Source organism: Clostridium liquoris, from assembly GCF_002995785.1.
Taxonomy (GTDB): domain Bacteria; phylum Bacillota; class Clostridia; order Clostridiales; family Clostridiaceae; genus Clostridium_AO; species Clostridium_AO liquoris.
On record NZ_PVXO01000062.1, the window covers coordinates 1 to 12,319 of the forward strand.

Here is a 12,319-nt window from a genome sequence, read left to right on the forward strand (position 1 = left end):
TTTAAAATTGTGTGTCTAAAAGCCTTTTTGTCATACAGTAAATTAAATTCATAATGTTTTTCTATCCAAATAAGCACTTTTATTACAACCCCTAGTAATTGTTAATTATTGTTTTTCGAATACACTATTTGATAATAAAATTATTTAAGTTTCATTACTATTGCTAAAATTTCTGCTACAGCTTGATACATATCTACTGGTATTTCTGAATCCAATTCTACTTCATCATATATAAGTCTAGCTAAAGGTTTATTTTCAACTATAGGTACATTGCTTTCTCTTGCTTTTTCCTTAATCTTTATAGCTATATAATCCGCACCTTTTGCTACTACTCTGGGAGCAGAGTCAATACCTTCTTTATATCTTAATGCCACTGCAAAATGTGTTGGATTAGTAATAACTACTGTAGCATCTGGTACACTTTGCATCATTCTTCTCGTAGACATTTCCCTTTGCTTTTGCCTTATCTTTCCTTTAACCTGAGGATCTCCTTCCATCTGTTTGAATTCTTCTTTTATTTCTTCCTTGGTCATCCTCATATCCTTTTTAAATTGTCTTCTTTGAAATATAAAATCTACTAAAGCTATAGCCACCATTACCAAGGTTATCCTAAAGAAAATATTTACAACAAAACCTCCAAAGGTCTCTGCTAGAATAGGAAATCTTAGGTTACTTAAATTGATTATGGCAGCATAATTGTCCTTTAAAAATTTATATCCTACATATCCAACTACAGTTACCAATGAAATATCTTTTATTAATTCCACTACAGTTCTAACGGAAAACATTCTTTTCAATCCATTTATAGGATTTAATTTCTTAAAATCTGGTTTCAAAGGTTCCTTTGTTAAAATAAAACCTGTTTGAAGGAAGTTTCCAAAGATGCCCATAATCATTATAGGAATTACCATTGGCAATATTACAACGGCAAGTCTCCATACCACTGTTACAGCTATATGAAAAACATTTTCATAATTTAATTCAGTATTTAAAAAGTTATTTAAAAAACTTATCATAGTATCCTTCAAAGCGTTAAACCCATAGGAACCCAATGCATTTAAAACCAAAGTAGATGCAAGAAGGGTTATGGCTAAATTAACTTCCTTACTTTTAGCAACCTGGCCCTTTTTTTTTGCTTCACTTAATTTATAAGGTGTTGCTTCCTCAGTTTTATCGTCAGAGGCAAAAATCATAATAAGTGGTATTGTGTTATAAACACCTTTAAATGCTTCTGGCAGAAGTGAAAAAGCCTTTGATATAAGATTAAAAAATATAGGTAAAGCAAAAGCAAAAGTTGTGAGTCCAATAAGTGTCTTTATAGGTAACCCTAATATCATTACATTTAATTGAGGTACAGATCTTGCTACAAGACCTAAAGTTAAATCCGTAATTATAATTATCAATACAATGGGTATTGCTATTTTCAATCCAATACTGAAAAATTCTATAAAAACTTGAACTATAGTACCAACTGTGCCCTGTGATAAAATAAATTTTCCTATATTAACTACTTTAAAACTATCAATCAACTGTAAAATAAGCATATGATGTCCATCCACAATAAAAAACAATATCAAACTAATCCAATAAAGTAGCATTTCTAATAATGTAGAATTACTATTTGAATTTGGGTCAAACATTGATATCATGGAAAAGCCTATTTGAAGGTCCATTAGATTTCCTCCAACTTTTACGGCCATAAAACACAATTCTGTAATAAATCCTAAAGTTAAACCTGTAATTAACTCACTTATACAGCTGCCTATAAAAGGGAAAATACCATTTATATTTACAATTGCTGTATAATCAATACCTGGTACTATTATATAGGCTAAAATCAAAGCAAATCCAATTTTCACCATAGCCGGTGTTCCTTTTGGAAAAAACACAGGTGTTACTATGTAAAAAGCTATTAGTCTTAAAAATACCAGAATTATTGCTGTAAAAAATGCCACATCTACCAAAGATAACACCTACTTCTTATTTAATAATATAAGTAAAAGTATTTCACTGTATGATATTTGCTATCATTGCAAATATGCCTTCGGTAAAATTTACTAACTTATGAAGCATCCAGCTTCCCGTTAGCAAACCTACTAATGCTATTGCAATAAGCTTAGGCACAAAAGTTAAAGTTTGCTCCTGAATTTGGGTAGTAGCTTGAAAAATACTTACCACTAACCCAACTAAAATAGATACAATAAGTATTGGTGCTGATATTAACAGGCCGGTACTTATTGCCTCTTTAATCACTCCAATTACCATATTTTCACTCATTTAATCACCTCATTTAAAACTTATAACTAAGGATTTTACCAATAGATACCATCCATCTACCATAACGAATAATAATAGTTTAAAAGGTAATGACACTAGTACTGGCGGCAGCATAAACATACCCATAGACATTAAAACACTAGCTACAACTAAGTCTATTATTAAAAACGGTATGTATAATAAAAATCCTATTTCAAAAGCAGTCTTTAATTCGCTTGTTATAAAAGCAGGTACTACTATGTATAAAGGCACATTATCCTTTGTTACGTTATCTCCTACTTTTGACACTTCCATAAATAATTTTAAATCCTTTTGTCTAGTCTGCTTTAGCATAAATTTTCTTAAGGGCTTAGCTCCTTTATCCATAGCTTCTTCCTGAGTTATCTTATTCTGCAAAAATGGCTGTATAGCATTTGTATTAATATCGCTATACACAGGTTTCATTATGAAAAAAGTTAAAAATAAAGCTAGTCCAATAAGCACTTGATTAGGTGGTGATTGCTGAGTTCCTACAGCATTTCTCAAAAATCCAAAAACAACTATAATTCTTACAAAACTTGTCATCATCATTATAAAAGAAGGCAACAAGGTAAGTATAGTAAGTACTATTAAAAGTTTTATATTATCTACATAGTTTTGTGGAGTTCCAGCATTATCTACTGATATATTTACATTAGGTATGGGTATATTTGCCGGGGCTGCACTAACCTTACTTTCTGATAATACTAATCCAATTATGGTAACCGTGAAAATTACTAAAAAAAATATTGTTCCTTTTTTATTCTTCATATTTATCTTCATGTTTATCTTCCTTTTTATTTCTAAGTTTTTCATATAATTCTTTTAAACTATGGTACTGTGGTATTTCTTTGGAAGATTCAATTTTTATTATATCTTCGCTAGTAAGCTCTAACATAATTTGCACATTTTCATGAGTTGAAGATATTACATATGCTTTATCTCCAATTTTTACAACTAAAAGGGAGTTTTCCTTGGATAAGGGAAGCCTATCCATAATCTTCATATACTTTCCCTTTTGAATATCTTGAAGCTTTCCCCCTCCATATTTGATACATATATATATAAGTAAAATTATAAATGGCAAAAATGCAATAATCTTCAAAAAGGTAATGACAAATTGTAAATCATTTCCCATGCTTCATTTTCTCCTCATTATTACTGAACTAATATTTCCTGAAAATAAATACTATCACATCTGCCATTTTTAAACATCGGATTTATTTTATTTAATATTTCCGCCTTTATGTCTTCAGTGCCTTTAGTGCTGAAATCCTTTGCCTTTTTGGATCTAATTACACTATTAATTGTATCTTTAATAGCTGGTTTTTTAGAATCCAGCTCCTTTGTAAGTTTTTTATTTTCATATCCTAAAGATATTGTTGCCTTTAAAAATCTTTTTTCATTCTCATCAGACAGGTTAAGCAAAAATTCTCCCATATCATAGGTATAAGTAGAAACATTACCATTACCACCATTATTCACACTGACATTGTTTGCTTGTTGATTATTTGCCTGCTGCGTATTAGCTGGAGACATTTGATTTGCTGGAGTCTTTGGTTTTTTGCCTGAGAATAGCATGTAACCTCCAAAAGCCCCTCCGCCAACTACTATCAATGCTAGTAATATGATAATAATCGCTTTTAATTTATTGTTTTTTTTGTTTTCTATATTTTTTTCGCTCATTTTTTCCCAGTCTCCCTTTCTATAGAAACTATTACTATGTTAACCCTTCTATTTTTAGCTCTATGTTCCTCTGTATCATTAGGGTAAATTGGCTTAAACTCTCCATAACCTGCTGCAGTAAATCTAGCAGGGTTTTGATTTTTAACTTCTACAAAATATCTCAAAACATTAACAGCTCTAGCAGTAGAAAGTTCCCAATTGGAATCATATTGATAATTTTTAATAGGAACATTATCTGTATGACCCTCTACAATTATACTATTAGGAAAACTAGCTATAAGACTGTTTAGCTTGTCAAGTATTGGTATACTATTACTTTTTATTTGGGACTGACCTGTTTCAAAAAGAATACTGTTATTTAACTCAAGAATTACACCTTTACTATCATTCTTGATTTTTACAGAATCCTGTAATTTATTTTTTTCTACATAATCCCTTACTTTGTCATAGAGTTCATTTTCTCTACCACCTGTGGCAGTTCCCATTTTTGTTGTTTCTCCAACTAAAGGTACATCTCCATTTTTCATATTAAAATCAAAAATAGTTTCCCCTGAATTACCTGATAGAACACTTTGAAAAGCACTAGCTACTTGTTGAAACTTTTGAGCATCTACACTGGAGAAGGAGTATAGCAAAATAAAAAAAGTTAAAAGTAGAGTCATAGTATCAGCATAGGTATTCATCCACTCATTACCACTAGGTCCGCCATCAGTGCTGCCACCGCTTCTCCTTTTTCTTCTAGCCATTTTCTGACACCCCTTCACCTTCTACTGAAGTAGCAAGAAATTTTTTCCTATCCTCTGGTGATAAATAAGAAATTAATTTTTCCTCTACAATTCTTGGATTTACTCCTGACTGGATAGCTATTATTCCCTCCAGCATCATTTCCTTTATATCTACTTCCTGCTCACTTTTTAATGCTAAATTGGCTGCCATAGGGTTAAATACAAGATTGGCCATTAATGATCCATAGAAAGTAGTAATCAAAGCCTTTGCCATACCTCCTGCTATCTGGCTTGAATCTGTAAGGTTTCCTAGCATTTGAATAAGCCCTATAAGGGTTCCTGCCATACCAAAAGCCGGTGCATAGGCACCCCATGCCTTGAGCATATCAACTCCTAATTTATGTCTTCTTTCCATTTCAGAAATTTCAAGCTCCATAATATCTGTAATTGTCTCTGGCTCTATGCCATCTACTACCATTTGTAAACCCTTTTTTAAGTACTCATCATCAATTGAATTTATTTCATCTTCTAATGACAAAAGTCCTTCTTTTCTAGCCTTCTTAGATAAACTAATAAATTGATTTATAATATCAATGCTTGATTTTTCACTTTCTCTAAAGGCCTGGGCTATTATTTTCATTATTTTTCTAAATTGATCAGCAGGATAGTGAACTAACATAGCACATAGAGATCCGCCTATAGTTATAATTACAGATGCTAAATCCCAGAAAAGCTTTAGCTGTCCTACATCATATTCTGTTAAATTTACCATGGCCATTGACCAACCCATCATGAGGAAACCGACAATAACACCTATAGCTGTCAATACGTCTCTTCGTTTCATTTTTTAGCTGCCTCCTGTATATTCATTGTAAAAATTCTCCTTTTATAGCATAAAACCTTATCTATTATAACATCTATTGGTTCCATTACAAGGTACTTTTTGCCATTTGTTAAAGTAATAACACTCTCTGGTACCGATTCTAACTTTTCTATATGTTCAGCATTTAATACAAACTTTTTCTTGTCTAATCCCGTAAGCTCAATCACTCTCTCACCCCCCATTAATTTAGTTAAAAGTGAATAGTTAATAGGTAATAGTGAATAGTGAAGAATATATGAAGTTTTTTCTTAATAAGAATTAAGAAAAAATAACTATTTAATTATCAGCTATTTTTAACGAAGTTAAAAATAGCTTCCCTCACTCTTCACTCTTCACTCTTAGTTCTTATCTATTAACTCTTACCTCTTAGTTCTTACCTCTTACCTAATTAGTTATCTCTTCAAGTTAACCAATTCCTGAAGTATTTCATCTCCAGTGGTTATCATCTTTCCATTGGCTTGGAAAGCTCTGCTGGCTACTATCATTTCTGTAAACTGTTCTGCTAAGTCAACATTTGACATTTCAAGCATTCCTTGATTTATATCTCCAAAGCTCTTTTCATTGCTTGTTTTTGGATCCGTACCTACACCATCTCTAAATAGTGCTCCGCCTGAATTTGGTGATACTGAATAAAGATTTTTTCCTTCCTTTAGGAGTCCCGCTGGATTTTTAAAAGATACCATTGCAATTTGTCCTAATGCAACCACATTATTATCTGCTAAAGTTGCATTTATAAGTCCATTTTTATCCACGGAAAAACTCTTTACCTTCTGTCCACCAACCTCATCTGGAATTGCTAATGGTACTTTTGTACTAGTAGCAACAACTGGGGTTGTATCATTTACATTTTTAGCTTTGTCAATTTTTGGAGCGCCTTTACTATAATCTATTGTAGATCCATCTATCTGATAACCCATAACTCTATAACCATCTGAAGTTAAAAGCTGTCCAAACTCATCTAGTGTAAAAGAGCCATCTCTCGTAAAATAAGTTGATGCCCCAGTGCCTGAAACTGGTCCCCTTTCAACAACAAAATATCCATCTCCGTCTATAGCAAAATCTAAATTATTGCTGGTAGGCTGCATATTGCCTTGGGTAACTGTAGTATCAATTCCTGCTATCTGTGTACCTAAACCAACTTGGCTTGGATTAGTTCCTCCTACTGTATTTCCAGCCCCAGTACCTTCTTTCATACTTTGACTTAACATATCTTGAAATCTTACCCTTTGTGATTTAAAAGCCGTAGTTCCCACATTGGCTATGTTATTTCCTATAACATCTAACTTTGTCTGATTGGCCCTAAGTCCACTGATTCCTGAGTACATTGACCTTAACATATATTTAACCCTCCAATTTTTTTAAATTCATGCTCTGTTTCAATCCTTCCACAGAACTAGGCATCCTAATTTAGGTCCTGCCTATAAAATTATTAAACTATCTATGTTAGTAAATACATTTCCTTCACTTCCATTTTTAGAAAGTGCAGTTATAATAGTTCTATTTTTTATACTGGTTACAAGAGCAGTGTCTTTATATAGTATTACGCTATCCTTGCATCCCTTTTGTCCAGCTTTATTTATACCTTCATTAATCTTTTTCATGTCCTGTTCATTGAATACTATATTTCTTTCTTTTAGCCTTTCTAAAGCATGATTAGATATAATAAAGCTTTCTTTTTTATCTATTTTATTTTTTAAAATGCTATCAAAATTCGTGGATTCTTTCTTATTAACTGTTTTCTTATTACCTGAATTATAATAATTTTGAAAGTCTCCAATAAATTGTATTTTACCATTGATAACTCTATATCCCATGGTTACTCTAACCCACTTCCATACTAAATACTGGTTTATACACTTACATTGTTTTCCTTATGTGAATTCGCTGCTTTCTCTGAATTTTCTCCACTATTTACACTATCTCCATTATCACCGCTATCTCCACCATCTGCTGGAGTATTATTCTCTTCAGGCATATTAATAACTTCAAGAATATCATCTATGCTAAATTGTTTTATTATTGGCACTAAGCTTCCATTTTCGTCCTTTTCTTCTCCTACGGCAACATTTATCTTAATTATGCTTCCATCTTTTGAAACTCCTGAAACTTTTCCAAAATACGGATTACCATTTTCATCTGCTTTATTCACCATTACAACTTTTCCTATTAATGAGGAGGCTCCAATAAATCTCATACTGCTATTTAAATTAGTCATTTGCTCTAATGCTGCAAATTGAGCCATCTGAGCTACATACTCTGTACCATCCTTGGCATTAGTAGGATCCTGATTGGCAAGTTCTGCAGATAAAATCCTTAAGAAAACATTTTTATCCATTTCCTGGCCTGGCTTAGTTATTGTGGTTCCCCTATTGGTTCTAGTAGAAGCATTAATATTATTAGTTTTTTGAATTATGGATGTATTATCAGGCATAGTTACACCTCCTAGGCAAAAATATTTAAATTACTTAAATCTTCACTTACATTGCTTTCCACTATATCCTCTGCTCCATCTATTCTATTTTCTTTACTCCTATTTTTTTGATGATATTTACTTTCTTCTCCTTTTCCTTCTTTATCCTTAAAAAAAGTAGTATCCTCATATAGATTTAATGAAAAATTTTCAATCTTTATATTGCTATTTTGAAGTTTATCATTTATATCTGATGCATTAGCATTTAGCAGATTAAAGGCTTCTTTATTGTTTGCAGTGATATTTGCCTTCATTTTTCCATTTTCCATGGTTATGTTTATAACCATTTCACCTAATTCCTTTGGATTTATTTTTACAGTTAAATTTTTTGTATTGTTTACTTCCATATATTTTACGGCTTTAACAATATCGGACACCATATTATCTTTATTCACCACTAATTTCTCCACAGGAGTTAAGTCTACATCCTGTGTCTTATTCAAGGAATTGAATTGATTAATAAAATTTACTGCTTTTGAAAACTTATCTTTTTTGTCATCTCCACTAATACTTTTTAAAATCTTCTCTTCCCCATAAGTGTCCCCTGCAGATTCTTCATTGCTGTGATTATCACTATGTTTATCCTTGAGTATATAATTAATGCTACTGTCAGCATTATCTACATTATCTATTGGAGCCTTATATTGCCCTTCTGCAGCAGTATCTGCTTTTAAATCTTTTTCTTCTCCATTAATATTTTTTATTATTTCATTTTTAATAGCGGTTATCATATCTTCTTTGGGAAGAGTATTATTCTGATCTATATTTTCCCCTAACATACTTCCTAATTTATCTTCTATGGAATTTAATAAATCCTTCATCAAAGGAGCATTTTCTGTACCCTTTATTTCATCATTGAAAAGAGAATTAACTCCTACTTTTATTTTATTTAGTAATTCACTTGAGTCTACTTTCCCGTTTATTAAGTCTAATGAAGAACTATTTATTGTGTTCTCTATTAATTCGCTAATATTATCTGATAACTTTTCTTCATTTTCATTGTTTACATTAGTATTTACTAAATATTGAAGAAGAGAAATCAGTTCACTTATATTTAAATCATTTAAATTAATGTCCTTTATGGAAAGAGATAATAATTTATCCATATCATCAATCTTTACTTTCTTTAAATCATCCTCAGAAAAACCAGATTTCTTTAATAGAGATTTTATCTTTTGGATATCCTTTATTGATTTCATTTTGTTTCCATCATTATTCTCATTAGATGGTATGTTGACTTCCTTTACCTCTTCTCCCTTTATTTTTGAATTTGGAATTTCTTTAGTTTTTTTAGAGGAAGCATTTTTAAGCAGCTTAGTAAACTTTCCATCCCCATCATTAGCAATGCTTGCTTTTTTAGTAGTACTACTGTTAAAAGAATTAACTCCTGGTATTATTCCTATAGTATTATCCATTATTTCACCTCCTTTCAAGATTTCTTATTAATATTTCTTATAAATCCATATAGTGCAAATTCATCATTGGCCTTTTGCTCAATAAGATTTTGTTCTTTTATAAAGCTTTGTAAAGATTTTTCTTTTAAATGCTCTACTGTCTTTCTTTCTATTTGTTTTTGTGTTAAATCTAACCGGACTTCTTCAACAGCTTCTTCTTTATCCCTTAGTTCCGATGCAGTACTTTCTATAGAAGAGTTTAAAGCTATTAGGTATTGATTCTTAATCTTTCTATCTATTATAGAATCCTTTGAGTTTACAGTATTATATTTATCATAGTTAGTTTTTAAGGAATCTAACCTATTTTCCACTTCTTCTTTTATTGATTGGGCTTGTTGAAATTTTCTTTTATATTCTTCTTCTATGTCTATTCTTATATCCAGAAGTTTTTGAAGCCTAAATTTATAACCTTTCATTGAGTCACCCCACTATATTCAGTTGACAATTGACAATTGACAGTTGACAGTTTATTTAAATATATCCTCTAACCATTTAACTGTATCATGAAAACTTATATGTTCATCTACCCCTTGTTTTAAGAATGCATTTATTTTGTCTATGTAATCTATTGATAAATCCACTTTCTTATTGCTTCCTTTAACATAGGCACCTATATTTATTAGGTCTTCAGAATCCTTAAAAGTAGCAATTAAATCTCTAGCATAGGAGGCGGCCTCTTTATGATCCTTATCCACTATTTCAGACATAAGTCTGCTAATACTACCCAATACATCTATAGCAGGATAATGATTTTTAGCAGCTAAAGCACGGGATAGAACTATATGTCCATCTAATATACCTCTAACTGCATCTGCTATAGGCTCATTGAAATCATCACCATCTACTAATACTGTATAAAAAGCTGTTATAGAGCCTTTATCAGACATACCTGCTCTTTCCATAAGCCTAGGCAGCATAGCAAATACTGAAGGTGTGTACCCTTTAGTAGCAGGTGGTTCCCCTATAGCTAGTCCAATTTCTCTTTGAGCCATTGCAAATCTTGTTACTGAATCCATCATCAATATAACTTTTTTTCCTTTGTCTCTAAAATATTCTGCTATAGCTGTAGCAGTAAATGCACCTTTAAGTCTTACCAGGGCAGGTTTATCAGAGGTAGCACAAACTACTATACTCCTTTTCATGCCCTCTTCTCCCAAGTCTCGTTCTATAAAATCTCGTACTTCTCTTCCTCTTTCTCCAATTAAGCATATTACATTTACATCAGCTTCTGCATATTTTGCAATCATGCCCAAAGTAGTACTTTTACCTACACCACTACCTGCAAATATTCCAATTCTTTGACCTTCACCACAGGTTAAAAATCCATCAATTGCTCTTACACCTGTTGGTATAATATCTTTTATTCTTCTTCTTTTTAGAGGATTGGGAGGTTCTCTATCTAAAGGATATGAACTTCCTGATTTTAATTCCTCTCCTTCTAAAGGTCTGCCTAGACCATCTATTACTTTGCCAAAGAGCTCATCGGAGCATTTAACATTAAGTGGTTTACCTGTGGGAACTACTCTGCATCCTGGTGATATACCAATCAATTCTCCAAGAGGCATTAATATTACATCATTTTCTTTAAATCCTACTACTTCACAGCTTATAATATTATTTTTTTCATTATAAATAGTGCATACTTCCCCTATAAAAGCCTTTATTCCCTCTACTTCTATGGTTAGTCCTATAACCTTTTTAACTATTCCTTCTTTATAATAAAAGTTACATTCATTTACTTTCTTATGAATATTCTCAAAATCCATAAATTCCATTAGTACACCCCTATAAATTGAGTATTTCCTTTACTTTTTCTAAAACAAATTCCATGCTGATTACAATTTTCCCATTGTCTTTTTCTATAATAGCGCTGCCTTCCTCTAAAGAATCATCTGCTATTACAAACACATCACCTTTGAACACATTTTTCTCCCTCCATGAACTTATGTTGGAGGTTATTTCTTCTTTATATAGACTTCTGCATCGTATAATTATTGTCTTAGAATTTTTTTCTTCATTAATTGCCTCTATTATCATATTATTTAAACTGTCACTATCTTTAATTTCCCTTTTAAGAATGTTTCCTACAATGTTTTCTACAAGTTTTTTTAATTCTTCCTTCTTATCTTCTAAATATTTTGCATATTCTTCTTTTGCGTCTTTGACAATATCTTCAGAAGTTTTCTGAGCTTCCTTTATTAAAGATTGTCCCTCTTTTTCTGCTTTTTCTAAATTGCTTTTATAAGCTGTTTCATATGCATCATTGTATCCTTTTTCTTTTCCTTCTTCATAGCCCTTTTTATATGCATTAGGATAAGCTTCACTTTCTATCTTCTCGGCTTCTTCATAGGCTTTTGATAAAATATCTTCTCCCTGTTTCCTTGAATTTTCAAGCATAGTTCTTGCCAGATTTTCATAACTATCGAAGGATCCTTTAGCATTTACTTCCTTTTGTATTTTAATTTCTTCTGCCTCTGGTGGAATGTATTCTGTAACTATTTCTTTCTTTCCTGTCTTAACTATGCTGGTGTTTTTTATCACACTATACAATGATTGCATCTTCTCCACCTCTTGATATTACTATTTCTGCAGCCTCATCAAGTCTTCTAATAATACTAACAATTTTCATTTGAGCCTTTTCAACATCCATGAGCCTTACTGGTCCTAAGAATTCCATATCCTTGTATAATGAACATATAGTAAAAATTCATTATACTTTTCCTTTCTTAAAGATTTTTACTATAATTATCATAAGACGCTGTGGATTAGTTTTATCACCTATAGCTAGACTATTTTAATTGAGGAT

15 protein-coding genes and 1 pseudogene are annotated in these 12,319 nt (G+C 31.5%); all 16 read right to left on the reverse strand.

From position 1 onward, the window contains the following. Positions 1 to 140: 140 nt before the first annotated feature. The gene (locus tag CLLI_RS11445) at positions 141 to 1,964 is read right to left on the reverse strand and encodes a fused FliR family export protein/FlhB family type III secretion system protein (RefSeq protein WP_106064346.1); all 1,824 of its coding nucleotides are present in this window, start codon (positions 1,962 to 1,964) and stop codon (positions 141 to 143) included. Between the two features lie 43 nt (positions 1,965 to 2,007). Continuing rightward, the gene (gene fliQ / locus CLLI_RS11450; RefSeq protein ID WP_106064347.1) at positions 2,008 to 2,277 is read right to left on the reverse strand and encodes a flagellar biosynthesis protein FliQ; all 270 of its coding nucleotides are present in this window, start codon (positions 2,275 to 2,277) and stop codon (positions 2,008 to 2,010) included. Between the two features lie 9 nt (positions 2,278 to 2,286). After that, entirely contained in the window at positions 2,287 to 3,066 is a 780-nt protein-coding gene (fliP, locus tag CLLI_RS11455; RefSeq protein WP_106064360.1) for a flagellar type III secretion system pore protein FliP, read from the reverse strand. Further along, positions 3,056 to 3,433, reverse strand: coding sequence for a flagellar biosynthetic protein FliO (fliO, locus tag CLLI_RS11460; RefSeq protein WP_106064348.1), 378 nt, complete (start codon positions 3,431 to 3,433; stop codon positions 3,056 to 3,058). Before fliO ends, fliP begins: the two co-directional genes overlap by 11 nt. 20 nt (positions 3,434 to 3,453) lie before the next feature. Then, positions 3,454 to 3,981: a flagellar basal body-associated FliL family protein gene (locus CLLI_RS11465; RefSeq protein ID WP_106064349.1), complete on the reverse strand. Its 528-nt coding sequence runs from the start codon at positions 3,979 to 3,981 to the stop codon at positions 3,454 to 3,456. Further along, positions 3,978 to 4,727 (reverse strand): flagellar motor protein MotB, encoded by a 750-nt coding sequence (locus CLLI_RS11470; protein ID WP_106064350.1) that lies wholly within the window; start codon positions 4,725 to 4,727, stop codon positions 3,978 to 3,980. Before CLLI_RS11470 ends, CLLI_RS11465 begins: the two co-directional genes overlap by 4 nt. Further along, on the reverse strand, positions 4,720 to 5,550 hold the full coding sequence (locus CLLI_RS11475) for a motility protein A (protein ID WP_106064351.1): 831 nt from the start codon (positions 5,548 to 5,550) through the stop codon (positions 4,720 to 4,722). The genes CLLI_RS11470 and CLLI_RS11475 overlap by 8 nt, the downstream gene beginning before the upstream one ends. Next, entirely contained in the window at positions 5,547 to 5,756 is a 210-nt protein-coding gene (locus CLLI_RS11480; protein ID WP_106064352.1) for a flagellar FlbD family protein, read from the reverse strand. The genes CLLI_RS11475 and CLLI_RS11480 overlap by 4 nt, the downstream gene beginning before the upstream one ends. A gap of 225 nt (positions 5,757 to 5,981) precedes the next feature. Next, entirely contained in the window at positions 5,982 to 6,926 is a 945-nt protein-coding gene (locus CLLI_RS11485) for a flagellar hook-basal body complex protein (RefSeq protein ID WP_106064353.1), read from the reverse strand. An 81-nt stretch (positions 6,927 to 7,007) separates the two neighbouring features. Next, complete coding sequence (locus CLLI_RS11490; protein ID WP_106064354.1) at positions 7,008 to 7,403, reverse strand: TIGR02530 family flagellar biosynthesis protein; 396 nt, start codon at positions 7,401 to 7,403, stop codon at positions 7,008 to 7,010. 35 nt (positions 7,404 to 7,438) lie between these two features. Then, complete coding sequence (locus CLLI_RS11495; protein ID WP_106064355.1) at positions 7,439 to 8,020, reverse strand: flagellar hook assembly protein FlgD; 582 nt, start codon at positions 8,018 to 8,020, stop codon at positions 7,439 to 7,441. Positions 8,021 to 8,031: 11 nt separating this feature from the next. After that, the gene (locus CLLI_RS11500; protein ID WP_106064356.1) at positions 8,032 to 9,474 is read right to left on the reverse strand and encodes a flagellar hook-length control protein FliK; all 1,443 of its coding nucleotides are present in this window, start codon (positions 9,472 to 9,474) and stop codon (positions 8,032 to 8,034) included. 14 nt (positions 9,475 to 9,488) lie between these two features. Then, complete coding sequence (fliJ, locus tag CLLI_RS11505) at positions 9,489 to 9,929, reverse strand: flagellar export protein FliJ (RefSeq protein ID WP_106064357.1); 441 nt, start codon at positions 9,927 to 9,929, stop codon at positions 9,489 to 9,491. A gap of 51 nt (positions 9,930 to 9,980) precedes the next feature. Further along, complete coding sequence (fliI, locus tag CLLI_RS11510) at positions 9,981 to 11,288, reverse strand: flagellar protein export ATPase FliI (RefSeq protein ID WP_106064358.1); 1,308 nt, start codon at positions 11,286 to 11,288, stop codon at positions 9,981 to 9,983. A gap of 10 nt (positions 11,289 to 11,298) precedes the next feature. Continuing rightward, the gene (locus CLLI_RS11515) at positions 11,299 to 12,072 is read right to left on the reverse strand and encodes a FliH/SctL family protein (protein ID WP_106064359.1); all 774 of its coding nucleotides are present in this window, start codon (positions 12,070 to 12,072) and stop codon (positions 11,299 to 11,301) included. Then, positions 12,056 to 12,205, reverse strand: a pseudogene (locus CLLI_RS11520) (FliG C-terminal domain-containing protein); the annotation flags it as partial. The pseudogene CLLI_RS11520 and the gene CLLI_RS11515, both read right to left, overlap by 17 nt. Positions 12,206 to 12,319: the final 114 nt, after the last annotated feature.

Bases quoted from the DNA above. Each gene is read 5' to 3' on its own strand.
- fliP (WP_106064360.1), bottom strand. From the start codon at position 3,066: ATGAAGAATAAAAAAGGAACAATATTTTTTTTAGTAATTTTCACGGTT.
- fliI (WP_106064358.1), bottom strand. From the start codon at position 11,288: ATGGAATTTATGGATTTTGAGAATATTCATAAGAAAGTAAATGAATGT.
- CLLI_RS11470 (WP_106064350.1), bottom strand. From the start codon at position 4,727: ATGGCTAGAAGAAAAAGGAGAAGCGGTGGCAGCACTGATGGCGGACCT.
- CLLI_RS11500 (WP_106064356.1), bottom strand. From the start codon at position 9,474: ATGGATAATACTATAGGAATAATACCAGGAGTTAATTCTTTTAACAGT.
- fliQ (WP_106064347.1), bottom strand. From the start codon at position 2,277: ATGAGTGAAAATATGGTAATTGGAGTGATTAAAGAGGCAATAAGTACC.
- CLLI_RS11495 (WP_106064355.1), bottom strand. From the start codon at position 8,020: ATGCCTGATAATACATCCATAATTCAAAAAACTAATAATATTAATGCT.
- CLLI_RS11465 (WP_106064349.1), bottom strand. From the start codon at position 3,981: ATGAGCGAAAAAAATATAGAAAACAAAAAAAACAATAAATTAAAAGCG.
- fliJ (WP_106064357.1), bottom strand. From the start codon at position 9,929: ATGAAAGGTTATAAATTTAGGCTTCAAAAACTTCTGGATATAAGAATA.
- fliO (WP_106064348.1), bottom strand. From the start codon at position 3,433: ATGGGAAATGATTTACAATTTGTCATTACCTTTTTGAAGATTATTGCA.
- CLLI_RS11490 (WP_106064354.1), bottom strand. From the start codon at position 7,403: ATGGGATATAGAGTTATCAATGGTAAAATACAATTTATTGGAGACTTT.
- CLLI_RS11485 (WP_106064353.1), bottom strand. From the start codon at position 6,926: ATGTTAAGGTCAATGTACTCAGGAATCAGTGGACTTAGGGCCAATCAG.
- CLLI_RS11515 (WP_106064359.1), bottom strand. From the start codon at position 12,072: ATGCAATCATTGTATAGTGTGATAAAAAACACCAGCATAGTTAAGACA.
- CLLI_RS11475 (WP_106064351.1), bottom strand. From the start codon at position 5,550: ATGAAACGAAGAGACGTATTGACAGCTATAGGTGTTATTGTCGGTTTC.